Origin of the sequence: Pseudanabaena sp. UWO310 (assembly GCF_006861605.1) — a bacterium.
Lineage (GTDB): Bacteria > Cyanobacteriota > Cyanobacteriia > Pseudanabaenales > Pseudanabaenaceae > Pseudanabaena.
This window is the reverse complement of the sequence record NZ_SELU01000026.1, coordinates 40521-67414: the sequence shown is the minus strand read 5'-3', so window position 1 is coordinate 67414 and position 26894 is coordinate 40521. Positions and strand designations below refer to the sequence as shown.

The 26894-nt window shown below is 43.4% G+C and carries 21 protein-coding genes; 14 read left to right on the top strand and 7 right to left on the bottom strand.

Annotation, left to right across the window (positions count from 1 at the left end):
- The first annotated feature begins 109 nt into the window (after positions 1 to 109).
- The 5 genes from PseudUWO310_RS10665 (at position 110) to purE (ending at position 7313) form a co-directional block, all read left to right on the top strand.
- The gene (locus tag PseudUWO310_RS10665) at positions 110 to 1240 is read left to right on the top strand and encodes a CO2 hydration protein (RefSeq protein WP_142600937.1); all 1131 of its coding nucleotides are present in this window, start codon (positions 110 to 112) and stop codon (positions 1238 to 1240) included.
- A gap of 452 nt (positions 1241 to 1692) precedes the next feature.
- Positions 1693 to 3330: an adenylate/guanylate cyclase domain-containing protein gene (locus tag PseudUWO310_RS10660; protein ID WP_142600934.1), complete on the top strand. Its 1638-nt coding sequence runs from the start codon at positions 1693 to 1695 to the stop codon at positions 3328 to 3330.
- 379 nt (positions 3331 to 3709) lie between these two features.
- On the top strand, positions 3710 to 4822 hold the full coding sequence (locus PseudUWO310_RS10655) for a BLUF domain-containing protein (protein WP_142600932.1): 1113 nt from the start codon (positions 3710 to 3712) through the stop codon (positions 4820 to 4822).
- A 20-nt stretch (positions 4823 to 4842) separates the two neighbouring features.
- Positions 4843 to 6666 carry a serine/threonine protein kinase gene (locus PseudUWO310_RS10650; RefSeq protein ID WP_142600929.1) on the top strand — a complete coding sequence of 608 codons (1824 nt, stop codon included), beginning with the start codon at positions 4843 to 4845 and terminating at the stop codon, positions 6664 to 6666.
- 125 nt (positions 6667 to 6791) lie between these two features.
- Positions 6792 to 7313: a 5-(carboxyamino)imidazole ribonucleotide mutase gene (purE, locus tag PseudUWO310_RS10645; protein WP_142600926.1), complete on the top strand. Its 522-nt coding sequence runs from the start codon at positions 6792 to 6794 to the stop codon at positions 7311 to 7313.
- 40 nt (positions 7314 to 7353) lie between these two features.
- On the opposite strand, the gene PseudUWO310_RS23285 is transcribed toward purE, so the two are convergent.
- The 4 genes from PseudUWO310_RS23285 to PseudUWO310_RS10620 all read right to left on the bottom strand — a co-directional run bounded on the left by PseudUWO310_RS23285 (position 7354) and on the right by PseudUWO310_RS10620 (position 11519).
- Positions 7354 to 7494 (bottom strand): hypothetical protein, encoded by a 141-nt coding sequence (locus PseudUWO310_RS23285; protein WP_223805616.1) that lies wholly within the window; start codon positions 7492 to 7494, stop codon positions 7354 to 7356.
- Positions 7495 to 7497: 3 nt separating this feature from the next.
- Positions 7498 to 8223, bottom strand: a complete 726-nt coding sequence (locus PseudUWO310_RS10635; RefSeq protein ID WP_142600921.1) for a tRNA1(Val) (adenine(37)-N6)-methyltransferase — start codon at positions 8221 to 8223, stop codon at positions 7498 to 7500.
- Positions 8224 to 8424: 201 nt separating this feature from the next.
- Positions 8425 to 9345: an energy-coupling factor transporter transmembrane component T family protein gene (locus tag PseudUWO310_RS10625; protein ID WP_142600915.1), complete on the bottom strand. Its 921-nt coding sequence runs from the start codon at positions 9343 to 9345 to the stop codon at positions 8425 to 8427.
- A gap of 164 nt (positions 9346 to 9509) precedes the next feature.
- Complete coding sequence (locus PseudUWO310_RS10620) at positions 9510 to 11519, bottom strand: adenylate/guanylate cyclase domain-containing protein (protein ID WP_142600913.1); 2010 nt, start codon at positions 11517 to 11519, stop codon at positions 9510 to 9512.
- A 246-nt stretch (positions 11520 to 11765) separates the two neighbouring features.
- On the opposite strand from PseudUWO310_RS10620, the gene PseudUWO310_RS10615 reads away from it, so the two are divergent.
- The 9 genes from PseudUWO310_RS10615 (at position 11766) to PseudUWO310_RS10575 (ending at position 22053) form a co-directional block, all read left to right on the top strand.
- Positions 11766 to 13685, top strand: coding sequence for a DUF2779 domain-containing protein (locus PseudUWO310_RS10615; protein ID WP_142600910.1), 1920 nt, complete (start codon positions 11766 to 11768; stop codon positions 13683 to 13685).
- A gap of 225 nt (positions 13686 to 13910) precedes the next feature.
- Positions 13911 to 14522: an SMI1/KNR4 family protein gene (locus PseudUWO310_RS10610; RefSeq protein WP_142600908.1), complete on the top strand. Its 612-nt coding sequence runs from the start codon at positions 13911 to 13913 to the stop codon at positions 14520 to 14522.
- Positions 14523 to 14570: 48 nt separating this feature from the next.
- Positions 14571 to 15761 carry a WG repeat-containing protein gene (locus PseudUWO310_RS10605; RefSeq protein ID WP_142600905.1) on the top strand — a complete coding sequence of 397 codons (1191 nt, stop codon included), beginning with the start codon at positions 14571 to 14573 and terminating at the stop codon, positions 15759 to 15761.
- A gap of 340 nt (positions 15762 to 16101) precedes the next feature.
- Positions 16102 to 16932 carry an Rpn family recombination-promoting nuclease/putative transposase gene (locus tag PseudUWO310_RS10600; RefSeq protein WP_142600902.1) on the top strand — a complete coding sequence of 277 codons (831 nt, stop codon included), beginning with the start codon at positions 16102 to 16104 and terminating at the stop codon, positions 16930 to 16932.
- A 68-nt stretch (positions 16933 to 17000) separates the two neighbouring features.
- Positions 17001 to 18068 (top strand): RHS repeat-associated core domain-containing protein, encoded by a 1068-nt coding sequence (locus tag PseudUWO310_RS23280; protein WP_223805615.1) that lies wholly within the window; start codon positions 17001 to 17003, stop codon positions 18066 to 18068.
- 16 nt (positions 18069 to 18084) lie between these two features.
- Positions 18085 to 18660 (top strand): hypothetical protein, encoded by a 576-nt coding sequence (locus tag PseudUWO310_RS10590; protein WP_142600897.1) that lies wholly within the window; start codon positions 18085 to 18087, stop codon positions 18658 to 18660.
- Positions 18661 to 18971: 311 nt separating this feature from the next.
- Positions 18972 to 19388, top strand: coding sequence for a hypothetical protein (locus PseudUWO310_RS10585; RefSeq protein WP_142600894.1), 417 nt, complete (start codon positions 18972 to 18974; stop codon positions 19386 to 19388).
- Between the two features lie 237 nt (positions 19389 to 19625).
- Positions 19626 to 20315: an SMI1/KNR4 family protein gene (locus PseudUWO310_RS10580; protein WP_142600892.1), complete on the top strand. Its 690-nt coding sequence runs from the start codon at positions 19626 to 19628 to the stop codon at positions 20313 to 20315.
- A gap of 400 nt (positions 20316 to 20715) precedes the next feature.
- Positions 20716 to 22053: a glutamate-5-semialdehyde dehydrogenase gene (locus PseudUWO310_RS10575; RefSeq protein WP_142600889.1), complete on the top strand. Its 1338-nt coding sequence runs from the start codon at positions 20716 to 20718 to the stop codon at positions 22051 to 22053.
- A 247-nt stretch (positions 22054 to 22300) separates the two neighbouring features.
- Here the strand turns inward: PseudUWO310_RS10575 and msrA are convergent, their stop codons facing one another.
- The 3 genes from msrA to PseudUWO310_RS10560 all read right to left on the bottom strand — a co-directional run bounded on the left by msrA (position 22301) and on the right by PseudUWO310_RS10560 (position 26760).
- Positions 22301 to 22987 carry a peptide-methionine (S)-S-oxide reductase MsrA gene (msrA, locus tag PseudUWO310_RS10570; protein WP_142600886.1) on the bottom strand — a complete coding sequence of 229 codons (687 nt, stop codon included), beginning with the start codon at positions 22985 to 22987 and terminating at the stop codon, positions 22301 to 22303.
- 183 nt (positions 22988 to 23170) lie between these two features.
- Entirely contained in the window at positions 23171 to 25060 is a 1890-nt protein-coding gene (locus PseudUWO310_RS10565) for a tetratricopeptide repeat protein (RefSeq protein ID WP_142600884.1), read from the bottom strand.
- 209 nt (positions 25061 to 25269) lie between these two features.
- A complete protein-coding gene (locus tag PseudUWO310_RS10560; protein ID WP_142600881.1) occupies positions 25270 to 26760 on the bottom strand; it encodes a serine/threonine protein kinase in 1491 nt (496 codons plus the stop codon).
- Positions 26761 to 26894 lie beyond the last annotated feature (134 nt).

Genomic DNA, 26894 nt, shown 5'->3' with positions numbered 1-26894 from the left:
GTGACATACATATTTCTATCCCCAAGAAGAGAAGGGCGGCGCAAAGCGCCGCCCTTCTCTTCTTGAGTTTTATGGACTAAACTCGCGTGAAGCATTGTAAAATTTGCATATGAGTGTATTGAGCCAAAATAAAACGATCGAACCAGCCCTTGCTGCGGTAAAGCAACGCTTGGAATCAGGTGGTGCATTGCTTCCAGATTCTCCCGACAACTTGCTTGAGGTTGTGGGTATTCTCAAAAGCTATGGTGTAGTACTGGGTGAGTACCATCGCAATCTTACCTATATTTCCGAACATCAGTTTCTTGCATTTTTCCCTTTCTTTAAGTTCTTTAATGGGAACTTGTCCTTACAAAAGTTAGGTCGTCATTGGTGGCACGATCGCATCAATTTTGAGTTTGCCGAATATTGCATGAAAGCAATGTTTTGGCATGGCGGCGGCGGACTGGATACCTACTTGGACTCCACTGAATTTAAACAACTCGCCCAATTAGCGATCGCGGCAAAGGTAAAGCGCCATCCCTTGATGGCAATTATGCATCGCCTATTTCCCGATTTCTTGCTAGAACAGGTGCGATTAATGACCTACTACAGCGCTCTTGGCTTTTTTTGGTCGTTCATGTCGCCCATGTTTTTAGAATTAAGCGATCGCTACGATCGCGGAGAAATTACCAGCATTCCCGATGTCGTTCGCCATGTGCAGGATGGACTAGTGGCCGCGGCCGCCGTGCCCTATATCTACAAAGTAGCGATCGCAGGGAAAGATTACGAAATCGTCCCTGCTTCGGCAAACCTGTCATTTTTAATGGATACGGCTGTGCCCTACGTCGAGGCAGTATTTTTCCGATCTTTCCCCTTTCGCGGCACGGTTTCCTACAACGCGCAGGAGCATCAAATTGCTCAGGAAATTTCGCAGTTTAACTATGGCGTACTCTATGCCGATCCTTTGCCAGTAGGTGGTGCGGGGATTCCACCCACATTACTAATGCAAGATATGCGGCATTATCTTCCCGACTATTTGCAGGAGTTTTATCAAAATGGCGATCGCGGGGTCGAGGATTTGCTCGTTAAAATTTGTCTGTCCTTTCAAAAATCCATGTTTTGTGTAACGACAGGCGCTTTGCGTGGTCTAGCTCCCCATCCTCTAGAAACGCAAAACCCCCAAGAAAGGGAAGCCAATGAGAAGTTTCTCGCGCCTTGGTTGGCAAGACTAGCGCAATCACGACTATACACGCTCCAATAAGATCAAAAAGATCAAAGCGCCCTTAGGCACTTTGATCTTTTTGCGATATAGCTGCCAGATTAAAACCCCAAAGAGGGCTGCCGCGCTCCGCGCGGCAACCCTCTTTGGGGTTTTATACCAATTTAGTTTTGGTATAAAACCGAAGAAGAGAATAGCGGCGCTTCGCGCCGCTATTCTCTTCTTCGGTTTTCGGCAATATCATGCTGAGGTTACGTAAAATGTCTGATGCTACAAGTTAATCAGGTTGGTTAAGATCGTGTGAATTTTTCTGGCTCTGATAGAGATATCCGATTAGTACTAAGTAGCTAGGCGCAATTAAATATAAAACCCAAAAACCTGTAGCGCACGCTGCGCGTGCGCTACAGGTTTTGACTCTGGGTTTTAATTATGCCCAGCTACTTACATAACGATCGCAAATCGAGTCTTTGCCCTCAACATCCCCAATCGAACTGATGAGCGCAACGAACATTAGCAACCAGCCCAACTTTAATCTTGCCGCAGTACTTCAATCCACTGTTGAAATTTCACGGGAAGTAAATGTCGATCGGCTGATCAGTTTGAGTCTTAAGGTCATTCTCAATATCTCAGAAGCACATTTGGGTGCGGTGATTTTAGTAGATCGAGAAGAATTACCGAGCATGGCGACCTTTGCAGAGCGATCGCCCAATCGAGAAATAATCCAACATTTACCCATCGACTGCACCAATCCTACGAGTTTGCCCTTAATGGTGCGCGAGGCGCTCCGCGATCGCGTTGAAACGCACTGGAGTCAAAGCCATCCTCCGTCCCATTTTGCTCGCGATCCCTACTGGCGCGAGCATCGCCCCCAAGCTGCCCTATGTATCCCACTATGGGAATCGGGCAATTTATTGGGGGCAATTTATTTAGAAGATTATTTAGAAGATTACGATCAGGCAAATTTATGCCAACCCGAACTATGCCAAGTTTTGCGATCGCTATGTCAACAGGTCGCGATCTCCCTATGGCGATCGCATCAATTGACCAGCATTGATCAACGTCGAGAAATTGAGGAAGCCCTACAACGCAGCAATTCCCTTTTGAAATCACAACGCGAAGCCTCCGTGGATGGAGTGTTGGCAGTGGACGAGCAAGGGAGGATTGTGAGCTATAACAGTCGGTTTTGTCAGTTGTGGCAAATTCCTGAAGCTGTACTGCAATCCGTGGAATATGGTGGCTTGTTGAGCCTGTTGCAGCACCACCTCCAACTACCCGAAGGACTGGTGGAAGCTCTAGAAAATGCCTACGATTCGACAGAAATATATACCCAACAAGAAATTTATCTTGCCAACGATCGCGTGTTTGATTGCTATTCGGGACAGGTGCATTCTCCCGAAGGTAAGTTTTATGGCATGGTGTGGTACTTTCGCGATGTAACGGAACGCATTCGCATCCAGCAAGAACTACAGGCAGAAAGAGATCGCTCGGAAAGCCTATTGCTAAATATGCTGCCCGAAGGAATTGCTAAAAAACTCAAGCATAGTCGCGCATCGATGGCGGATGGATTTGAAGAAGTATCGGTTTTGTTTGCCGATATTGTCGGCTTTACGGAACTCTCTAGTCATATGTCCCCCACGGAAGTCGTCGGTCTGCTCAATCGCATCTTTTCTATCTTTGATAATCTGTGCGATCGCCATAAACTTGAAAAGATTAAAACGATCGGCGATGCCTATATGGTCGTGAGTGGATTGCCTCAGCCTAGAGGCGATCATGCGATCGCGATCGCTAATATGGCTCTCGATATGCAAAAAGCGATCGCCCATGTGAAATCTCGCGATGGTGTACAAATTGCGATGCGAATTGGCATTAATTCTGGGCCAGTAGTTGCAGGCGTAATCGGGACAAAGAAATTTATTTACGATCTTTGGGGCGATACGGTCAATGTTGCTAGCCGTATGGAATCCTTAGGAACGGCAAATGCCATTCAGGTTACAGAATCCACCTATATCCGCATCCGCGAGCAATTTAATTGTGAAAAACGCGGCATAATCATGGTTAAAGGTAAGGGGGAAATGATGACCTATTGGCTAAATAGCAGGAAAGAGATTAATACCAAACTCAAGATAGCTTAGAATTCAACGAGAAAAGTGATGATATTCTTTTGGAAATTTAATTTTGTCCTAACGCAGTTATAAGTAGCTAGGCATAAGTAAACTTAAAACCTAGAAGAGCGTACCGCCCGCGTAGCGGGCGGTACGCTCTCTGGTTTTGGTTTTTCCTAGCTACTTACCTTGAAAACCCTTGCTAGGCTTAGTTTTTAATTCCCAAAAGTGTTGTCATACTTTTGGGAATTGGTATTATATGATACAAATAGTTGAAGGTTTTTTATAATTTTCGTTTACGCCTTATTGCCGATTACGTTTCTGTTGTCGTTCAGGCTACAAATAATGGGAGCGAGTTTTAATTTTTTAATTTATTGAATTCTTTCGTTATGCTCTATATCGCAATTTTATGAAAAGGATAACCTATATCAGCAACTTCTCGCGATCGCTGATCAAATCAGAAATCGAGAGTATTGGCTATGTCTCGCAAAAGCATAATTCTCAAGAAGACATTACAGGGGTATTGATGTCCTGTGGCAGTATGTTCTTTCAGATTTTAGAAGGAGAAGATGGGCGGGTCGATCGCCTATATGCCAAAATCTTAAAAGATGAGCGTCACCATCAAATTCGCTGTCTTAAATCTGAAGAGAATATCGCCCAAAGACGATTTCCAGACTGGCCAATGGAAATCATTATATTAGATGAAAAAAATGATTTGTTATTGCAACCGATCAAGATTCTCTTGCAAACTCTGGGGGAATCCAAAATAATTTTAGCAAATTATACCCATTCAGGGGTTTTACAGGCGATGGAGAATGGAATTAATCCACTCACGCTGATTCCACGCTACACCGAGAAGATTATCTTCTTCGCCGATATAATGAGTTTTGCTAGTATCACGGAAAAGCTGCAAGTAACCGAAGTTGTGGAGTTACTCAATCAATTCTTTACGGTTTGTACTAATGCGATCGCCGCAAGGGGGGGCGAAGTTACGAAGTTTATTGGCGATTGTGTGATGGCTTATTTTGATGGCGATCACGCCGATGAAGCCCTACAAGCAAGTCTCGATGTTCTATCAGAACTAGAAAATTTACGCAATCAAGCGCCTGTTAATAGCCCTTTGCGCGTGCTTTATGTGGGGATTGGCTTGTCTAAGGGAACGGTTTTAGAAGGGAATATTGGTTCTCAAACCAAAAAGGAATATACGATCATTGGTGATGCGGTAAATGTGGCAGCGAGAATTGAATCGCTGACTAGACAGTTAAATCGATTTTTAGTGTTTTCGGCGGCGGTGAGGGAGGGGCTTAGCGATTCTTGGAAACCATTAAGGCTGGGAGATTTCTATGCGAAAGGGAGAGAAGCGATCGTTGAGGTTTATTCCATTGACGCTCCTTTGACTTCGCAAAAATCAGATTTTTATGCCCTCAACCAAGAAATTAGGGAACAGCTCGATCTAATCGGAAGTGAAACGTCAGAACCTAGCAAACAACGCAAAACACTATTTATGCTGTACGATCGCTAGTAGCGATAAATATAAACTCCATGATGTCAAACCTTTTAGATAACCGCTATCGCGTCACTAGCGTCCTAGGCAGTGGCGGCTTTGGGGAAACCTATTTGGCTGAAGACACCAAAATGCCATCCAACCGTCGATGCGTGATCAAGCAGCTTAAACCCGTCGCGGATAATCCGCAAATGTATGAGTTATTACAGCAAAGGTTTCATCGCGAAGCAGCGGTCTTAGAAACTTTGGGAGAGGAAAATCGCTATATTCCTAAGCTTTATGCTAACTTTACGGAAAATGGATTGTTTTATCTAGTCCAAGAATGGATTGATGGATTGACCCTAACCGAAACGATCGAACGTGGTGGGAAGTGGTCTGAAGAGGCTGTCAGACAATTACTGATTAGTATTCTCCAAACGCTGATCTATGTTCACGATCGCGGTATTATTCATCGAGATATCAAGCCTGACAATATTATTTTGCGATCGGGAGAACCCGTATTAATTGACTTTGGGGCAGTGAAAGAAACCCTCAATGTCAGTACGATCCGCAGCTCGGCGCAACAGGCTCATTCGATCGTTATTGGTACGCCAGGATTTATGGCATCAGAGCAGGCGGCGGGTAGACCTTTTTTTGCGAGCGATCTCTATAGCCTTGCGCTTACCGCCATCTTTGCCCTAACGGGAAAATATCCGCAAGAATTGGGTACTGATCCGCAAACGGGAGAGGTACTATGGCAGTCTCATGTCGTTGACATTAGCGCAACTTTAAAATCTATCTTTGCGAAGGTGCTCCAGTTCGATCCACGCGATCGCTATAGTTCGGCGAGGGAAATGCTGGAAGCACTACAACAAAATCAAGTCAGGCAAAATACTCCTAAGCAAGTTCCCATTTCGCCAGCGATGTCGAATATGCAGACTGTGGCGGTAACACCCAGAGGCTATACCCCTCCTTTCACTCCCCAGCAATCCATTCCCGCTCAACCTCCCGATCACTCAGTCTATGTTTACCAATCGCAGCAAAATCCGCAGAAAAAGATATTAGGGCAGATCGTAGCTACGGTAATCGTGGGTGGAGCGATCGGCGCGGCGATCGCTTTAGGTGTTGTCATCTCGCAAAATGGCGGTATTGTCGCTCTTTGGAACAAACTCTCTCCCTTTAATAAACCCGTTGCTAAAGTTCCCTTCTATTTCCTTGCCGATTCTGCTTATAAAGATAAAGAATCGGCTGGGTTTCGAGTGGAGAAGTTGAAGTCACTAGGGTATAAAGATGCTGGCATGTTTTGGATACCCGACTATCCCAACTTGGGAAATAATCAATTTCAGCAGGTATATACCAGCCAATTTAAAGATTTAGATAGTTGTATCGTGAAGTTGCAAGAACATCTCAAATATATCGATGATGCCTATTGTGCCTATGCCAGTCTTGATGCTAACGCTAGTTCTCAACGCTTTACAGGAAGCGACTTGACCTCTTCTCCTTCCCCTTCTCCAACGGCGACTCCCACAAAATCACCAACAGCAACTCCATCACCGACAAGACCTTCTCCTGAGCAAGCAGTTCGAGATTATTACAGCCTGATCAACGATCGCCAATTTCAGAATGCATGGCGCAGTCTCACCCCAAAATTTCAACGCGATCGCGCTGGTGGATATAAATCTTTCACCGATTGGTGGGGAACTGTGAGTCAAGTTTCAGTTAATGACGTGCGGATTGTTGAATCCAAAGAGAATTTCGCAACCATTGATATGGATCTCACCTACCAAAAGGGTAAGGCAGTTTTCCCTGAAACGCTGAGGATGAGTTTAGTTTGGGATGAATCGTCGAAACAGTGGCAAATTAACGAAACGCAAAGACGGTAATCTAGGCTATGCCAGATGAGTGGCGGCGCTTCGCGCCGCCACTCATCTTTGGGCTTTTAGGTTTTAAGTAAACCTTACGTTGCTATATTCAAAAATGTTTAAAAATCTAGATTAAGACCGAGAAGATGCAAAATCCACCACAAGTCAGTATCATTATGGGCAGTGACTCCGATCTGCCCACCATGCAAGGCGCGATCGCCATTTGTCAAAAGTTTGAAATTCCCTATGAAGTCGCAATTATCTCCGCTCACCGCACCCCTCATCGAATGGTGGAATTTGCCAATAATGCCCATATACGCGGCATTAAGGTGATTATTGCGGGGGCTGGCGGTGCGGCGCATCTTCCGGGAATGGTAGCGGCGCTGTCTCCTCTGCCTGTAATTGGCGTACCCGTTGCCACGCGACAGCTTAATGGTGTGGATTCGCTCTATTCGATCGTGCAGATGCCTAAGGGCATACCCGTTGCCACAGTAGCGATCGGCAATGCTGATAATGCAGGGCTGCTTGCGGTACAGATGCTCGCTAGCCACAATGCCGAACTGCTCGAACGCGTAATTACCTATCGTCAATCCCTAGCGGATATGGTAATGGAAAAGCAAAGTAAACTCGATGATTTAGGAAGTGAAAGATACTTGCAACAGATGTGATACCAAGTTAAGAAATGGCTACGCCATTTCTTAACTTGTGTTACGTGGAAGCTTTCAAGCCCCTCAGCCCTAGCCCCTCTCCCATCAAGGGAGAGGGGAACCAGAAATTAGTCTTACTCCCCCTCTCCCTTGATGGGAGAGGGGGCTGGGGGGTGAGGGCAATATTCGTTCCACGTAACATTAGCTATAAATACAAATAAAAGTCTTTGACTAACCTAAGGTAATCTGGCGTATAAACATGTTTCTCCTCTTCGATGGTGAGGAAAGTCTCTCGGAGAGGATATTTAGTGGGACTCAACTCTAGCAATATACGCTCGATCGCACTGTGGGGTAAGGGTTTGATATAGACTTGGCGATCGCAAAACAGATCAAAATCCCTCGCATGATCTAAAAATTTTTTAGCCAAGTCGGTAGGGTAAATAATTGTTAAATGACCGTGGGGTTTGAGTAACTGACGGGCGATCTGGAGAATGTCAGTTTGCGGCAGACTATCGCTATGGCGAGCCAAGTTTCTGGATGCTTGGGGTGACTTGTAACTATTAACAAAAAAAGGTGGATTGGAAATAATGAGATCGTATTGCTGGGGACAGGCGATCGCGAAGTCTTGAATTCTGGCGCGGTAGATATTAATGCGATCGCCCCAAGGTGATTGCTGGATATTCTCTTTTGCCTGATGGTAGGACTCCGTATCAATTTCCACGGCATCGATCGTGGTATTTGCCGAGGGCGATCGCTGCGCTAGCATTAGTGCTAACAATCCAGTCCCAGTCCCGATATCCAGAATTTGAGCGGGTTCGGGTAGACTCGCAGACGCACCTAACAGAATGCCATCAGTCCCTACCTTCATCGCACAGCGATCTTGATTGACCGTAAATTTTTTAAAACGAAAAGAAGAATTTTGAATTCTCATAAAATAAGTAGCTAGGCATAAGTATAGCTATCGCCAATTGTACTAGGACATAAACCCCAAGAATTGACTGGCGGCGCTTCGCGCCGCCAGTCAATTCTTGGGGTTTGATTTGTCCGTGACTGTAGCTATAAAAAACCAAAACAGAGAGCATACCGCCCGCTGCGCGGGCGGTATGCTCTTCTATGCCTAGCTACTTATTCTTTAAATATCATTGCCCAGCCAAATTCTCACCCCCCACATTGCCATGATCAGCATTAATAGAACTATATCGCGAGGGAAAAAACGAAGCGGATTCCAAACTACGAGATGCGTATTTGGGGTGGTAAATCCGCGTACTTGCATGGCACTAGCGGTCTGTTCGGCACGAATGAAGAGATTGTCGATCAATCGTTCCGCCAGAATTAACCAAATTTGAGTAGTCCGTTTGAAACCGAGCTTTTTCCAATTAATCGATCGCGTCCGCATGGCTCTTGCAAGGTTCTGGACTTCTTCTAAAACCAGAGGAACAAAACGGAGCGCAAGCGTCAAAGTCAACACAATTTCTACTACGGGAATTTTTAGCAGTTTCAGAGGCGCAAAAATTGCCGCGATCGCCGCAGTAATTTCCTCAGGTGCAGTCACCAGTAAAAACAATGTCGGTGCGTACAGATAGGTAAAAATCAAGGTGCAAACACGCACGCCCAATTCACGCGATCGGCGAGTAACCGTAATATTTCCTGCTTTCCAAAGCACATACCGATAGGAATTAGGTTGGGGGAGGCTAATCGTTAGGGGGGAAACCGTCGGATTGGTGCTGGTTACCTCGATTTCAGGAATGGGGCGACGAGGCTGAATTGTGGCATTAGTCCCATCAGGAGAAACTGTAGCGATCGCCAAGGTCATAAAGCCAAGTAACAGTAAAATCCCCATTTGCTGTTTCCAAACCCGCAACGGAATACGTGATGCTAGGGTCAGCAAGATCAGTAAAACTGCGATCGCAATCCGCCAAGGTTCATTGGCTTGGATCGGTGACAATAAAATGGTTAATAGTCCAAACAATTTAATGCGTGGATCGATTCGATGCAGCCATGTAATGGGCTGTTCGAGATAAAGTCCAATGGGAAGCGATCGCAGTATATCCACTATGTTCTGATCTTTTCAGGGATTTGTTTGTAAGTAGCAACCAGAGGAGGATACCGCCCGCTGCGCGGGCGGTATCCTCTCTGGTTGCTACTTCGCATCTCCCAATATACCAATAAGTAGCTAAGCATAATTAATTTGGGTAGCAGTGGTGATTAGCGATCGCGCTATTCGCGACGGGTGGGCAACTGCCCTTTTTTGAGAATATCGATTACTGCTGCATGGCGTTTGAGATCGTTTTGCACTTGTTCGTAAATACTGCGATCGCAGCCTTTTAGCCCAATTACGCCATAGAGTCGCACATTACCAACTCGACCTTTAAGCGCATGTTCGCCAAAATCCACCACATCAATTTCATCCTTAACAATTTCGTAGAGAGTACCTGTGATCACAATATCCGTTCCCAGATCCTTGGTCATACCCTCAACTCGACTGGCAACATTAACTGTATCACCAATTACCGCATACTCAAGGCGACGGGACGAACCGATATTCCCAACAGTTACTTCTCCATAGTTAATTCCGATTCCATTGGAGAAAGGGATTTTGTTTTCAGCCTGCCAGAGTTTCCGAAGTTCCATTAATACCGATCGCATATTTAAAGCAGCATGGATTGCATTCATGGCATCATCCTTCTCACCCCGCGATACGGGCGAACCAAATTCAGCCATGATCGCATCGCCAATAAATTTATCAATCGTGCCTTGGTATTCTAAAATCGCATCTACCATCCCTCCTAAATAGGTATTCAATTGTTGGATCAGCAGTTTGGCAGGAAGGCGACTAGAGAGGGTGGTAAAGCCACGAATATCGGAAAAGAGTACGGCAGCTTTGATCGTCCGCCCTTCTAACAGATCGCGAAAATTATCGGGTTGATTGACGATTTCTTCGACGATCGGTGCGGCGACGTAACGCTCTAAGGTGCGGCGGAGTAGAATTTTATCAATCTGGGCGGCAATGGAACCTGTAGTTAAGAGCGCAATCCCATTTAGCCCGATCGCGATCGTGGGAATCGCCACGGGTAAGATCGTGCTGGTGTAAATGAAGCAAACATAACCAATGCCAAACCAAGCGATCGCAATACCAAAGGCAGTCAGGATCTGCATAGTTGGACGTTTAAGCAGACAGAGAATGCCGCCAGAGATCCCTACCAGAAAGAAAGTAAAGATACCTTGTTGAAAAGGGCTGGCAAATAATCCTGCCATACTCTTATTTTCCATGAGGGTCGCGATCGCATTGGCATGGATCTCGATCCCTGACATTCTGCCCACTGCCGAATTTTGGATATCTTGTTTAGAGGCTGCCGTTGCGCCAATGAGAACGATCTTATCCTGAAAAAATTTACCGCCTTGAAGTTGCTCGCTATTCCAATTATCAGGATCGACCACATAATAGAATGGAATTAATTGCTGAGCGTTTGACCAAGTATCAAATCCCCCATAGAAATAGATGCCATCCCCTTTGGGTTTAGGATAACTAATCTTGGCAACGTTCAGTGCTGAAGCTGCAAAGGTCGGGACAGGGGGCAAGCCACTCTCGGCGGGAGGCTGTACGCCTAAACGGTGAATATTACCCGTCACTTCTGGTTGAAAATTAATCAGCCCTAAGGTATTGGGTTTTATTTGGAAAACGGATTCTGGCGTGGCAAGCTGCATAATACTTGCTTCTCCCATTTGAGAGAGTTCGTAACTAGCGGCAAATACAGCTTTATCGCCATACTTCGTAATTGCGCCTTGAAATTTTTTGTCGTCATCCGCACCATGATCCCCTGGAGTCACAAACAAAATATCAAAGGCTACTACCTTTGCCCCCGCCTTAACTAGTTTTTCTAGCACTTGGGCATAGACGACACGTTTCCATGTGGTCGTCCGAAAGGGTTCTAAAAAGGGGCGCTTTTTCGGGTCGTAAAATTCCCCTTGCCGTAGGGAAAGATCGTCGATCGCTAAAATTACAATATTTTTGGGAGGGGCTACCGTCCCGCGCCAGTTAAAAAATGCTGACTGGGTTTGTCTTTCTAGGCTTTGGACTGCCTTGAGTTCCATGCTAGTGGCGATCGCACTCAAAGTTGCAATCGAGCCAATCAAAGCATAACCAATAAATTTGGGACTAGATAAAAATTTAAAACTCTTCTTCAGGCTGACTAAGAACAAAGCAGTCTCTAGCCAAAGTTCTGACATGTTTATCTCTCCCAAAAGTTTAATAGTAGTTGCAGACTATCTGGTTTCGATGATTGATAGCAATCGCCAAAACCATGAAATAGCAAATTTCGTTGAATTTTGTGGAATTTATATTTCTAACTTGCAAATTTTAAGGCTAGATTTGTAATAGTTCAAAAATTTTGATTTAGGATGGGCGGCGCTTAGCGCCGCCCATCCTAAATCAAAATTTTAGCTGCAATCCCCCTATTTAAGTATTTAGGCAGTATGCCCCATCCTATTTATCTGACGAAATCCGATCTCAAGACTGCCCGCAGTTGCTCGACAAAACTTTATTACAAAAAATTAGGCTACCCTACTGTCGATCGCGTAGATCCTTATACCAGAATATTAGCGGATGGGAATTTTATTATTAGCAAGATCGCCCATCTTCTATATCCTGAAGGGATTTATATATCGGCAAATCTCAATTCCGATGAGCATATTGCCGCAGCGGTGCAGGAAACGATCGCGCAATTACAAAAAGAGAATGTGACACTCTTTGAGCCAGTGCTCTATGCCGATCATAAATTAGCGCGTGCCGATATTCTCGTCAAGCAGGGCGATCGCATTGAAATTATAGAAATTCGGGTCAAGGGATTTGATAGTAAAGCCCATGATGAATTAATCAAAAATCGCCATCTCTCCCTTTTTCGCAATAAACGTACTGGTAAGGTGGGTGGGGAATGGCGGCATATTATCGAAGAGGTTGCTTACCAAGTCGGCATTTTACAAGAAATGCTAGCTGAGCATTTACCGCAACTTCAAGTTGAGATTGCACCCTATCTGATCGTGCCTGACCGCACTAAAACCACGGCGATCGATAACCTCGCGTCCTATTTCCAAATTCAACGTGTATCTAGTCCCCGCAATTCCTTTTCTAAACTCAATGGGGTTACTATCAACTTTTCTGGGGATATACAAGAATTATGGCAGGATCAATTTCTGACTAAGGTCAGTATTGAGTCTGAGGTTGCGGAATTAGTCGAGCCCACCATTTCGATAGCCCAAAAATATATCGGCTACCTCATCGAGCGATCGCCAGAAATTTTTGCACCGATTAGTAAAAGCTGCAAGGGATGCGAATATCGGGCAAGCGCTCAAGATCCCCGCGATGGCTTTAAGGAATGTTGGGGAGATCTTGCTGAAGTAGAACATCACGTCTTGGAACTTTATCAAATGGGAAGAATTGGGGGCAATGAAACGCCTCTGGTCAACGAAATGATCGAGCAAAAGCAGGTCAGCATGTTTGATGTGCCCCTTGAAGAACTCAATGACGAAACCTATAGTGAACGACAGCTCATTCAGATCGAATATACCCAAAAGAATAAAGAATGGATTTCCGATGAGCTTCCCAGTTTCTTACAAAAGGTAGAATATCCCATTCATTTTATTGATTTTGAAACCTCCCGTATGGCAATTCCCTATCATGCAGGGATGCAAACTTACGAGCAGGTTGCTTTCCAGTGGAGTTGCCACACGATCGCTGCACCCGATGCACCACCGATTCAAACCGAATGGCTCGATCTAGAACATAATTTTCCCAATTTTCAATTTGCGGAATCTCTGATGGAATGCTTGGGCGATCGCGGTACGATTTTGACATGGGCGACCCATGAAAATAGCGTGCTGCGTGATATCTACTACCAAATGCAAGCCTACGACTATCAGAATCCCCAACTCAAAGCTTGGCTGGCAAATACCGCTAAACTAGGCCCAAGGGGAACATCCCATTTAGTTGACATGAATGCACTCACGCTCAAGCATTACTTCCATCCATTAATGAAGGGAAGAACTTCGTTGAAATGTGTCTTGCCTGCGGTGTGGAAGACTAATGCCTATCTCCACGAAATACCTTACTTTCAGGAATACTATCAAGAGATAAATGGCGAGGTGCTCAGTCCTTACGATGTTTTGCCCCAGTTGCAAATCGGCGATCGCATTCAGGTGGTGAATGAAGGGGCTGGAGCTATGCTTGCCTATCAAGATCTAATGTATGGCGAAAATCGGGATCTGAGTCGAGACAATCAAGCTATGCGATCGCAATGGAAAGAATTACTCTATCAATATTGCCGCCTCGATACCATGGCAATGGTGATCATCTGGACGCATTGGCATAGGTTATGCCGCAAATCGAAACCAAATTAACAAATGCAAGTATGTCTAATGTAAGTATTTCTAATTATGGGGTCTATGGCGGTTTATCTAGTTCGACGGATACGACAGTCAATAGTTATTTCTATTCAAAGCCTTATTTACAATAAAAATAGAAATGGTTTACTCAATTAATAAAAACTTAGGACAAAAATTTATCTTTATACTGATACTTTTGTTCCTACTTGAATTGACAAAATATTAAATTAGGAGCCTATCATGTTAACTTTAATAGAAGCGTATTTACAGATATTACGATGGACTACATTAAACTTTCCTGAATCTCAAAATGCTTTTTTACCAAGCTTAACATTACAAGAAATAAAAAGCATTTCGTCTAGATTAACATTTGATCTGCCGAATGATCTGCAAGAACTTTACCAGTTAAATAATGGACAGAAATTTTATCCAAATATGTTTTGGCAAGGGGATTTAATTGCAACACCTGAACATGAAAATGAGGAGCTTAATATCTTTGATGGAAAATCATTTTTACCTCTTCAAAGCGCTGTTGCAAGAAAATGTGCAAATTTTGATAGTAATTGGTTAATACTTTTTACTTATGAAGATGAAGAGTATCTTGTACTAAATACATCTAATGGCTATTTACTATATTTCGATCCTTCTTCACATCTTGAAGTATCAAGTACATTTGCTGTATATTCTAGTTTGACAAATATGATGCGGACTCATGCAGAATTTTATGAATCAGGTGAAGATATTGAGGGAGTGAGGAGATTTTCAGAAGCATATCAACAAGTTTGGTTAAAGTACAATGCAGAAATTGGAGAGCAAGCTATTAATACTGTTTTAAGTCATCGCGGATACTAGTCAGCTAAAGCGTGATCGACATATTTGCGCCTTTTTTGTTGGCATGAAATGGGCATTTCAGAATCCACCCCCTATTATCTGACCAGTGCTAAGCATAGTAGTGAGAGCATACTAAGAAATGACAAAAAAGAGATGGCAAAAAAATTTATTCTTACAGTAATGATTTTATTCTTATTGATTAGTTGTAATATTTTTAATAAAATAGAACCTTCGATTATCAATGTAAATCCACTAGTCAAAACAGAAGAAATCCCAATAATTTTTCAATACCTCTATCCTATCGAGTCAAATGGGAAATGGGGTTATATCAACAAATTTGGAGAAATTAAAATTAGACCCATATTTGCGAAAGCTGAGGAATTCAAGAGGAATAGGGCAGCAGTCAAAATTGGGGATTTTTGGGGATTTATTAATCCTGATGGTGAAATTATAATTGAGCCAAAATTTGACGAAGTCTTAAGTTTTTATAGTGATTTTACAAAAGTAAGAATTAAACATGTGTGGATGTATATTGACGCTGATGGCGAACATCTCATTGGGCTAGAAAAGTTTAGGGATATAGATAATTTTTCTGAAGGTTTAGCCTCAGCAAGTAGTATTAACCGAGAGAATGAGGGTAGAGGATTTATTGACCAGAAAGGTAATGTAGTAATTGGATTTAAGTTTAGTGAAACTGGATCTTTTCAGAATGGACTAACTCCAGTGAGTGTTAGAGAAAGAGGTTTCTTTTATTATAACTTTCTCTTCCGATATTTTTATATTAATCACAATGGAAAGCAAGCTTTCCCTTTTGACTCTTATGAGTTTCTCCCTGATTTTTCTGATGGACTAGCAGCTGTACCTGATTACTTCTTTGGGAAAAAATCCTATGGATATATAAATACAAATGGGCAGATGGTTATCAAGCCACAATTCGATGAAGCGTATTCATTCTCTGAAGGAATTGCTACGGTACGAATAGATGAACAATTGTACATCATCGATAAGAGTGGAAGAATTATTGCAAAATCCCCATCTAGCGAACCAGTTTATTTTTCTGAAGGAATTGCTGTTGCAAGAAGCAATGGTAAATTTGGGTATATTGATAGAGCAGGGAAAATGGTTATTAATCCAATATTTGATTTTGCTGGCAATTTTTATGGAGGAATTGCCCAAGTAAAAATTGGCTCAAAACTAGGATATATTAATACTAAGGGTGATTATATATGGCTACAATCTAGTGATACGAGAGATTCCTAATGCGATGCATTTTTGAGAATTCCATATGTTTGTAGTGAAATCGTGGATTAATAGTGTCAATTATTTCTGAGTTGAGCGCTCACCTCAAATGTAATTCCCGTAATGCAGCAAATTTCTGGGTAGTGTTTTAGACTTGTTGAATATCGTACCAATAGCTCCACTTATGCTGCTAATCACTGCGATCGCTTTTTCATCCTAAAAAAGCGATCGTTTTTTTCATTTGATAGCGATCAGGAATTTTGAGATGATGTTTTAGGCGATCGCTTGTTGGTTTTTGTCATTGTAAAGGCGATCGCTTTCTATCCATGAGCAGGCGATCGGTAAATGATAGAATCCCAAAATGATCGATAATATTTGCAAATTCTTAGCCGAAAGCTTTTCCAGAGACTTCGCCAGTTGGATATTGGGCGAAGCGATCGCCCTAACCAAAATCGAACCCTCGGAACTCTCAGTCGAACCAATTCGCGCCGACTCCGTGATATTTCTCGAATCGACCAAAATTATTCTGCATATCGAATTTCAGACCGAAGCAAATCAAAATATCCCCTTCCGCATGGCTGACTATCGACTACGACTATATCGTAAATTCCCAGAAAGACAAATACATCAAGTCGTTATCTACCTCACCCCCAGTCAATCTCCCCTAGTCCATGAAACGACCTTTAGTATTGGAGCGCTAAACCATGAATTTAACGTCATCAGACTATGGGAACAGCCCACAGAAATATTTCAGCAATACCAAGGACTCTTTCCCTTCGCTGTACTAACAAAAACCGAAAATCCCACAGAAACCCTAAGACAAGTTGCCAAACAAATCGAAAATATTACCGATAAACAAGTACAAAGCAACGTCGCCGCATCGACAGCTATAATATCGGGTATAGCCCTAAATAAAGAGATCATCCAAAGACTTTTAAGGAGCGAAATCATGAAAGAATCAGTTATTTATCAAGAAATTCTACTAGAAGGCAAAGCTGAAGGCAAGGCTGAAGGTATAGCTGAAACAGCGAATCAGATAGCGCTAAACATGATGAGTTCCAACATTTCTGTAGAATTAATTGCCCAATTTACAGGACTAACTCTCAAACAAATCCAAAAGCTACAAAAACTTTCAGCCAAAAAAGCTCAACCACCAAAATCATCAAAAACAAAGCGATCGCCAAAAGCCTAATTATCAAACCGATAAAACTGTACCGATAATCTTAAAAGTGATGACAGATTCCTTCATCATTGGATGGTGTGACGACTACCTATACTTGGGATGCAGAGAATCGGTTAAAAGCGACTGAGGGTGGTGGTACGAGTACTATCTATGATTATGACTATTCTGGTATCCGCGTATCGCAGACGGTGAATGGTGTGGAGACGAGGTTCTTGGTGGATAAGAATCGCAATTATGCTCAGGTGTTAGCGGAGTATGCGCCTAGTGGTACTGTGCAAGTTTCCTATGTGTTTGGTAGCGATCTGATTTCTCAGGATAGGAATGGTACGAAGTCGTTCTATGTTTACGATGGTTTGGGCAGTACGAGGGCGTTGACGGATGCGAGTGGAATGGTGACGGATACCTATAATTATGATGCCTATGGGAATCTATCTAGTTCGACGGGTACGACGGTCAATAGTTATCTCTATGCGGGTGAGCAGTTTGATAAGAATCTCGGTGATTATTATCTAAGGGATAGATATTACAGTACGGATATCGGGCGCTTTACTCAGAGGGATAGGTTTGAAGGCGTTATGAATAATCCGCTTTCTCTCAATCGCTATGGCTATACTCATGGTAATCCTGTCAATGCGATCGATCCGAGTGGTGAATTTAGCCTTCTTGAAGTTAGTGCAATTTCATCTGTAGTTGGAGCACTGTCTGGTTTTACCTATAATTACGCATACACTGGAGATTTAAAGAGTGCAGCCTACGGAGCAGTAGCTAAGACTTATGGTGTAGACATCGTAAGACGTAAAGATGTAGGAAGTATGTCGGGAAATAGAACTCAGGGTGTTCGGACTCCTGACTACACAATAGAATATTTAGGGAAGAAGTTAGAACTTAAACAAGCTATTGATTCTAAAAGCATTAAACAACTTTCTCAAAAGATCAAGAAAGCACAAGCACCTAATGTAGCAATCATTCTTCGTCCGAATCAGTTCAGCGCTTCTGAAATTGCAAGTGCAGTTAAAAATGTTTTTACAAATACCAATAGCAAACAAAGAGTAATAGTAATATTTCAGGATGAATCTGGTAACTCTAGATTGTACTCAGACACTTCTAGAGCAGCTCAAAGTATAAGTCCACTTAATCGACGTTAATGAAGAGAGAAAATTTATGGGAACAGATGTTCTAACAATTATGGATTCTAATTTGAAAGATAGGATAAGCCTGAAAGAAAAGATTGAGAATCTTAACTCAATAGTATTTCCCTTACTCTCTGAGCTTATTATCTTACCCGAAGATGCAATTTGGAAGTGGGACTATGATCCCATATTTGAAGGAATTTCCTTCGCAGAATGGATAGATTCTTTAGGTGCAGGAATTACAATATCAGAAGTATTAACGATTTCATTCTTCAATGATACTATTTCACTAACTTCCCCTATAAGGTGGCATACATTTCTAACTAATAAGCAAGTTTCTTCAGTATGGAAAAATATCATCTCTACAATTGCTAATGTATTTGGTTCCACGATGGCTATATATTTACCAGATCAATCTTGGAAGCCTGCGACAAATGCAGATAATAGGATTTGGGAAGGGGTATTATTTAAAGAAGTAAGAAAGAAACTACATGAAGAGGGAGAAAGTTATAACACATTGGAAGAAATACATTCACTCTTAGATGGGTATGGCTATTTTGAAGATATTTTAAGAGGCATTAGTCAGCTAAGCGGGGATAGGTGTTGAAATGCTCATTTCATGCCTACAAAAAAGACTCAAATATGTTGATCACTCTTTAACTGTCCATTACCATTTGAGAACTATCAGGAATTTTGAGATGATGTTTTAGGCGATCAGGAGTTTATCGTTTGAGGGCGATCGCTTGTTGGGTTTTGTGATTGTAAAGGCGATCGCAGATTTTGAGATGATGTTTTAGGCGATCAGGAATGTCCGATTGATAGCGATCGCTTTCTAGTCATGAGTAGGCGATCGCATATTTTGAGATAAGGTTTAAGATCAAGTTGGAATATCTTAGCGACGAGAATTGGAGATTGAATGTGACTAGTACAAATGATTATCAATTTTGGCCATTTCCAGTCAGTGAGGAGGAAAGACAAATACCTGAGCAAGCCGAGAAGCTCGATTTTCTGCAAGATGTATACTCAGATGGGTTTGAATCTTACCGAGCAGTTCACGGGCTAGATGATTATGGTGCTAATTCTGAATCGCGCTCAGGTTATATTCTTCAAAGGGGACGAAAGAATCGGTGGGAGTTCCTGTTGCTCGAGGGTGGCGACATTCTGTTTTCAGCTTTAGTAAACTGCTTTAAGGTAGCTGGAGCAGCGCTGAGAGCTTGGCTGAGTGGGCGAACTACAAATGACATTCTAGAAAATGTGAAAGAATATTTAATTTCTCCACCCAGACTAGAAGATTCTTGGAAAAGAGGAATAAAAAAGACTAAAGATAGGGGATAGGTGACGCTTCTTAAAAACAGATGGAAAGAGTAAAATCACCTCTAAACATTGATTTTGTTTCTCAACAGGTCTGCTAATTAAACCAAGTAAAATATTCGCTCATATGGTTAAGTAGGTGAAGTTAGTTAAAAAGGGCAACTGAGTCCCTTATATTTAGTTATATTTAGTAAATGAATTTTTTGAGTAAAATCAAGCTTCATCTGATTCCTTACATAAACAAACATCTGTAAATAAGATATGACACTACTAACGCAATTTCTTAATAGACTTAGTGTATGGATTCAAAGTAAATATCCAGATGGAATCATCCTTCTAAATAATGGTCTTACTCGCGATCAGATAACAGAAAAGATAAAGTCACTTCCTTTTCAATTTCCCGAAGAGTTATATGAACTTTATCAATGGCGAAATGGACAAAAATATGGTTCAAAAGGAGCGATGAAAATCATTAATTCTAAAGGCTTTGGCTATGACATCGATCTGGAGATTTTTGACTGTAGAGTTTTCCTGCCTCTTGAGGATGCTATAGAAAAATATAGTTTTGATCTACACGGCTATGATTTTTCTAATCCTTACACTTGTTTTAAATACTCATGGTTTCCTGTTTTTTATCGAGATGGTGATAGCTACCTTCTGGTTGATATCCGAGAGAATGAGACTTGCCCAATAGTGTATATGCATATCCAATCACTTCCTGAAGAAGCTTTAATAACCTATAGTAGCCTCACAAAAATGATAATGACTTTGGTGGAGTTTTATGAAGCAGGTGGTGATGAAGTCGGTGTTCATGAGTTTTGCGATGAGTTTGAGCAAATCTGGCTTCAACATAATGCTGACATCATCGCAGATGACTTCTCTCAATCGCTTAGAGATACGAGAAATGGAAGACCTTTCAGTTTTTATTATAACCCTAATGAGGAATTCTAAAATTAGTAGGATACGATCATTTTCATTGTGTTCTTGGATAGCGATTAAACGCTTCAGTTTCGTGATCTACTGCGCTTCATGCCGAGCCTGTTGATCATAGAAAAGCTCAAACCCAACGACCAAGCTATCGGTGTTTTAAAAACATGTAGGCGATCAATATTTTTTTAGATTTAGGAGCGATCGCTTTTTCATTTTCCCAATCACAAAAGGAACCTCGCTAGAGGGCTTTCATTTATGGTGATTTGATGAGTCGCATTGAAGGAGATATTCGTTCATTTGCAAACTGAGATAGGATAGGAGGATGGTCTTCAGTAGTTTGCTTAGTCTCGATTTAGCAAAGCTCTAAGCCAAAACCTCAATCTACGAAAAGTAATAATCTACAAAAGCAATAGAGATTAACGTGTCTGGGAATGTATCTATAGATTTGTCAAAAGATCTGTTCAAGGATCTTGCAGGGGCAATCCAAAGCACTCGCAAGGCAGCGATCGCCCTAGCTAAATTGCCAACAGCTTCTAAAAATGATGCCTTAGAAGCGATCGCCTTAGCCTTAGAACAACATGCCGAAACAATTTTGGCAGCCAACCAAAAGGATCTTGCCGCCGCCGCTGCCAACCAATTACCGAGCGCCTTGATAGCCCGTCTCAAGTTAGATGCAAACAAGATTCGAGGGATGATTGCAGGGGTGCGCGATGTGATTAGACTTGCCGATCCCATTGGCGATCGCCAAATTCATCGCGAACTGGATAAAGGGCTGATTTTAGAACGATTGTCCTGTCCTTTGGGCGTAATTGGCGTAATTTTTGAGGCGCGTCCCGATGCGGTTACCCAAATTGCAGCTCTAGGCATTAAGTCGGGCAATGGCGTAATTCTCAAAGGTGGGAGCGAAGCAGTACATTCCTGTGAAGCGATCGCTACGGTGATGCATCAAGCCTTAGCCGAATTATTTGCCAAACAAGGCGGAGTATCGCCCCAAGTGGTGCAACTATTGACCACCCGTGCCGAAACCCTTGCCATCTTAAAGATGGATAAATTAATCGATCTGATTATTCCCAGAGGTTCCAATCAATTTGTTCGCTATATCCAAGAGAATACCCATATTCCCGTACTCGGTCATGCCGATGGAGTCTGTCATTTGTATGTGGATGCCGCCGCCGATCTGGACAAAGCCGTAGCGATCGCTGTAGATAGCAAAACCCAATATCCTGCCGCCTGCAATGCGATCGAAACTTTATTGGTAAATCAGGCGATCGCCTCTAAGTTTCTGCCCCTTGCTTCCTCTGCCTTGCAGGAGCGTGGCGTGAAACTTCTAGGTTGCGATCGCACCCGAACCATAATCGATGTCAGTCCTGCTACTGAGTCCGACTGGTCAACGGAATATTGTGATTTGATTCTATCCATTAAGATTATCGATTCCCTAGAAGAAGCGATCGCCCACATTACCACCTATGGCTCAAAACATACCGAAGCGATCGTGACCGAGGATTTGGCGATCGCTGATATCTTTACGAGCGATATTGATGCTGCGGGGGTTTACCACAACTGCTCTACCAGATTTGCGGATGGTTTCCGCTATGGCTTTGGCGCAGAAGTCGGCATTAGTACCAATAAAATGCCACCTCGCGGCCCCGTGGGATTAGAGGGACTAGTTACCTATAAGTATCGGCTGGTGGGCGACGGGCATATCGTCGCAACCTATGCAGGGGCAAATGCTAAGGCTTTTACCCATCGGGATTTGTAGATATTAGGTGGGTGGCGGCGCGAAGCGCCGCCACCCACCTTTTTTATACCAATTCACGAAAGTGTGACAACACTTTTGTGAATTAAACACCAAACCCAGTAAGGTTTTGAGATTCCCAAAATGGCGTTGCCATTTTGGGAATTGGTATTAACGTGAGATTTGAGAAAGGGTTTGCTCCGCCAACCCTTTCTCAAATCCCAAAAGTAAAAGCCTTGCGTAGCAAGGCTTTTACTTTTGGGATTTGGTATTACTTATACATTTCAGGAAATTGCTTTTTGAGCTGGGCGACTTTGGGGAGGTCGTTAATGACCACATAGGGATAGTTGGGATTGTGGGCGATAAAGTCTTGATGGTAGTCCTCCGCCGCATAAAAGCCCTGTAAAGGCTCTAACTTTGTCACAATCGGTTTGGAGAAGGCTTTGTTTTTATTGAGATTATCTATATAGGCTTGAGCAATTTGTTTCTGTTTCTCATTGGCAAAAAATATTGCCGAGCGATATTGTGAGCCACTATCAGGACCTTGCCGATTGAGCTGGGTGGGGTCGTGAGCCACATAAAAGTAGATCTGAAGCAGTTTTTCGTAGGAAATTTGAGATGGATCGTAGGTAACTTTTATTGATTCCGCATGTCCAGTTTGACCCGAACCAACGGTTTCGTAATTTGCGGTTTGGGCGGTTCCACCTGAATAGCCAGAAACCACGTTAGAAACCCCTTGCAAATGCTCGAATACCGCTTCCATTCCCCAGAAGCATCCACCCGCAAATACGGCTGTCATTTTCCCCTGCTCGCGATCGCTAGAAACATCAGTAGAAACTAAACTTGTTCTCGGTTCAGACCCGATCGCCGTGACATTAGAAATAGAGTTAAGAAAAAAAGCAGCGATCGCGAGACTCCCGAAGCCAAAACAACACACATAAAAACTTCGCTTTGACATGACTATTTCCATTAACTCGTTCTATAGGGTTTACGCAGCTCGATTTATATTGGATGAAGCTACTGTTAGTCTAGAAAAATTAAAATCCCAAAGATGAGTGGAGGCGCTTCGCGCCGCCACTCATCTTTGGGATGCTATATTAAGGGCGGCGCGAAGCGCCGTCCTTAATCTTTGGGGCTTTGGTTATTCTCCCTTTCGATAGCGCTCGATTAAATTAGGCAAATGATCGAACCCATCAACGCCGATTTGACTAATTAGATGCGATCGCTGCTGCTGCAATATATTAGTGAAACTAGCCTCCCCCAACTTGCCCTGCAAAATTATCACCAAAGCCGCCGATTGTTGCCATGCTTTGCTATGGCGTTGCTCCAGCAAATACATTCCTAAACAGGCGTGATAGGTTGCCGATTCTAATTGATGGAGTTGATAGTAGGTTTCACCGAGATAGGCATGGCTCAGGGCTTGTAAATCGCGATCGCCGATCCTTTGCGTTAGGGTTAAGCTCTTCTCTAAGGCGATCTGCGCTTGGCTGGGTTGCTCGATCGCCACATAGGCACTACCTAGCCCGACCCAACAAAGCGACTGATTTTGGAGATCGTTCAACTTCTCCGATAGATGCTGTCCTCTTTCTAGATGGGCGATCGGTGTTTCTAGATCGGCGGGTGTAATTACCTCCTGCTGCCTCGCAAGCATGACTTCGCTATAGCCCAAATTAGCTAGAGCATTAGCTTCTCCTTGCCGATCGCCATTTTGCCTCGCCAAAATTACCGCCCGCTGCGCTTGGGCTTCACTGGTATGAAAATCTTTTTGGATCAAGCTAATCCGACTGAGGTGATTGAGATTAGCAATTTCACAGCGGCGATCGTCAACTTGACGGGCTAGGGTTAATGCTTCTTGGTGAAGGGCGATCGCCTGCTGCTGATGCCCCATCCAAAATTGTGAATAACCTAAAACCGTGAGAATTCTTGCCTTTTCCTCGGTATTTTTGGCTTCTTTTAAGGGCTGATCGAGATAGCTAATGGTTTCGCGAAAACTCTCCCCAGCAAAGGAAGCAAATACTCCTCCATAGAGGGGGAAGTTTTCCCTTTGGGCAAAGGTTCGGAGGGTTTGTAAACTCATACGAAAGCAGATCTTGGCTAGAGATTGCCGATCGCTCTCCGCTAGAGCCGAATTTTGAAAACCACTACTAAGTTCACCCCAGATCATCGCAAAGGAAATAAAGGTAATTCCCGTCATATGCATCCCTGCTTGAGCATCGTAGGGTTGTCGATCGAACCAATGCACCAACCCATTTTGCAAATACTGAAGCAGAATTGCTAATTCGACCCATGCACTGAGATCGAGGCTCCGTTGAGCTTTGGCGATCTCAGCCGCTGATTGGTTACTCGCCTGTCCCGAAAAGAGATCGCGAGGCAGGGGACTAGCAGTTTGTAACGCCCAACTATGCCATGGACTAATCGCCTTAGTTCGTTCAAATCCCACCTGCTTCTGGGACTCGTATAACCAACTAATGAGGTATCCCTCCAAACGGTCAAAGGATTCCAATCCTCGATTAAGCCCGATCGCAAATTGCCGCAGAGCGAATGCTTCCGCATCATCGGCTAGGGTTTCCGCTTTTTTTTGCAACAATTGCGCAAGATATTGAATATGTGGGCGTTCAAAAACAGGTATCTGGTTAGGATCGAGAACTTGGATTAAAGCGGCAAGACGCTCCTGTGGCTCGACCTTGAGAATATTGTCTATCCCTCTCGCGCAGGCATCCTGAATTTGATAGTTTTTTTGCCACTGTTCCCATGCATCTTGGAGAATCTGCATGGCGCGTAGCTTTTGTTTTGCTTTTGCCTGTTTTACTTCATCGCTTTGAGCGTCAAAATTTGCCTGTAATAGATTGGCATGTTCTTCTAAAGCCCGTTCAAATATTTCCCCAGTTCCCGCCTCTAAACTCTCACTGAGAATGCGATAGACATGTTCTTTGGATAGTAGCTTGCCATTTTCGATATTGATAATGATGCGATCAACGAAAATATTGTAGCGATCGCGAGTTGTTAGTGGGGGGCTGGAGGGATCTGACATATTCTTTGCAAGGTGGGGCTACCGTCAGTATAACTCCACGTAAAAACATAGAGAGATGCGGCGCTTCGCGCCGCATCTCTCTATTGGGTTTAGAGATGCGGCGCTTCGCGCCGCATCTCAATTCTTGGGGTTTATGTCCTAATACACTTGGCGACAGCTATAGCTATAAGAAATGGCTACGCCATTTCTTAACTTGGTATTAGTTAGGGTTAATGTCGTGATCGCCATGTTTCTAAGAAACCATTAATTTCCTGTAGCAGCCACTCTTTCTCTGGACGACTCAGCCCCGAACCAAATTTATGCGTATAGATACCTTGATTGATGCGTAACTCCATTACTGGTTGGTTGTTTATTTCATAGGAACTTTTTAGCTCGATCTGTCGCAGATCTTGGGTTTTGCCTTGGACGTGACGCTTGATTCCTAGCATGTCCCAATCAATCCTAAAATTGCGATCGCCAATGACTAATCGCACCTTACCAAACAAAAACGATAAGCCTGCATAGGTCATGCCAAGACCAATAATCCAAAATGGAATGGAGAATAGGGCAAACAATTCAGTCCTAAGCTTAAGCGCCATGGATGTCCAGAAAAGAATAAATCCATTCCAAAAAATTGCAAATATTAAGATGCTGATCCCCTCTCCATGCCAACCCGCAGGAGGAATATCAATCTCTAAAATACTATCGGTCTTCTTCAAATTAATGCGACTGCCGAGGGGTTTGGGATATTGATAGCCCCGATCAGCGCGATCATGATGGAGTAATTGCTTCGTCTCAATAGCCTTAATCCGATTTTCGAGGGATGAAGCTAGGGATGACGACATATCATTAAGGGATGCGGCTAGGGATGACGACATATCATTAAGGGATGAAGCTAAGGATGATGACATATCATCCTTATTTAAAAACTTAAGAGCCTGTCTTGCGCTACTAAAGCGATCTTCGATCGCAGGTTCGATCATTCGGTCGAGCCAATCGGCAAAGAGGGGGGAAATATTTACGGCATCACGGAAATTAATTTTGAATCTAATTTCAGGTAAATCGGCAGGCGATCGCCCTGTCAATAAAAATAAAACCGTTGCGCCGAGAGCGTATAGATCGGTAGCGGGAACGGCTTTGCCCCGAAACTGTTCGGGCGGCATATAGCCATAGGTACCGACGATAGTACTGCCCGCCAGTTGTGTGTTGCGATAGGTATCTTGCACTGCCCCAAAATCCACTAGCGCAATCTTGCGGTCAGCCTGAAGGATAATATTTTGCGGCTTGATATCCCGATGAATAACTGGCGGTTTGAGTTCATGGAGGTAGATCAACACCTCCAAAATTTGCTTGCTAATTTGCAGAATATCCTCCTCACTCCCATGCCATCCCTCAGCGATCGCCTGTGCTAAGGATCTCCCCTCCACCAACTGCTGCACGATATAAAAATCGCGATCTCGCTCACTATCAACCTGAAAATAGTCCAAATAGCGGGGAATGGCAGGATGATCGAGTTGAGCGAGTACCCTCGCTTCCCGTTCAAATAGTTCCAACACTTTCCAGTCATTGATCCGTCGAAATGATAGGGCTTTGAGGGCTACGCGATCGCCTGTTTGCTCGTCGATCGCCGCATAAGTAACGCCCATGCCACCCTGCCCTAGGATGTCCGTAATACAATAACGCAATCGGACGATCTCCCCAACTTGATGTAGTTCTGGCACAAACTTTTTTCACCTCACATTTCAGGTATTGCCCAGCAGGTAAGAATTGGCATTGTTTCGTACTACCCTTAGCTGTTAGTTTCAGTAAATTACCTAAAGCTTCTACTATCTGCACAGTGGACGGCAGGGCTTTT

Bases quoted from the DNA above. Each gene is read 5' to 3' on its own strand.
- PseudUWO310_RS10665 (WP_142600937.1), top strand. From the start codon at position 110: ATGAGTGTATTGAGCCAAAATAAAACGATCGAACCAGCCCTTGCTGCG.
- PseudUWO310_RS10660 (WP_142600934.1), top strand. From the start codon at position 1,693: ATGAGCGCAACGAACATTAGCAACCAGCCCAACTTTAATCTTGCCGCA.
- PseudUWO310_RS10655 (WP_142600932.1), top strand. From the start codon at position 3,710: ATGAAAAGGATAACCTATATCAGCAACTTCTCGCGATCGCTGATCAAA.
- PseudUWO310_RS10650 (WP_142600929.1), top strand. From the start codon at position 4,843: ATGATGTCAAACCTTTTAGATAACCGCTATCGCGTCACTAGCGTCCTA.
- purE (WP_142600926.1), top strand. From the start codon at position 6,792: ATGCAAAATCCACCACAAGTCAGTATCATTATGGGCAGTGACTCCGAT.
- PseudUWO310_RS23285 (WP_223805616.1), bottom strand. From the start codon at position 7,494: ATGTTACGTGGAACGAATATTGCCCTCACCCCCCAGCCCCCTCTCCCA.
- PseudUWO310_RS10635 (WP_142600921.1), bottom strand. From the start codon at position 8,223: ATGAGAATTCAAAATTCTTCTTTTCGTTTTAAAAAATTTACGGTCAAT.
- PseudUWO310_RS10620 (WP_142600913.1), bottom strand. From the start codon at position 11,519: ATGTCAGAACTTTGGCTAGAGACTGCTTTGTTCTTAGTCAGCCTGAAG.
- PseudUWO310_RS10615 (WP_142600910.1), top strand. From the start codon at position 11,766: ATGCCCCATCCTATTTATCTGACGAAATCCGATCTCAAGACTGCCCGC.
- PseudUWO310_RS10610 (WP_142600908.1), top strand. From the start codon at position 13,911: ATGTTAACTTTAATAGAAGCGTATTTACAGATATTACGATGGACTACA.
- PseudUWO310_RS10605 (WP_142600905.1), top strand. From the start codon at position 14,571: ATGGGCATTTCAGAATCCACCCCCTATTATCTGACCAGTGCTAAGCAT.
- PseudUWO310_RS10600 (WP_142600902.1), top strand. From the start codon at position 16,102: ATGATCGATAATATTTGCAAATTCTTAGCCGAAAGCTTTTCCAGAGAC.
- PseudUWO310_RS10590 (WP_142600897.1), top strand. From the start codon at position 18,085: ATGGGAACAGATGTTCTAACAATTATGGATTCTAATTTGAAAGATAGG.
- PseudUWO310_RS10580 (WP_142600892.1), top strand. From the start codon at position 19,626: ATGACACTACTAACGCAATTTCTTAATAGACTTAGTGTATGGATTCAA.
- msrA (WP_142600886.1), bottom strand. From the start codon at position 22,987: ATGTCAAAGCGAAGTTTTTATGTGTGTTGTTTTGGCTTCGGGAGTCTC.
- PseudUWO310_RS10565 (WP_142600884.1), bottom strand. From the start codon at position 25,060: ATGTCAGATCCCTCCAGCCCCCCACTAACAACTCGCGATCGCTACAAT.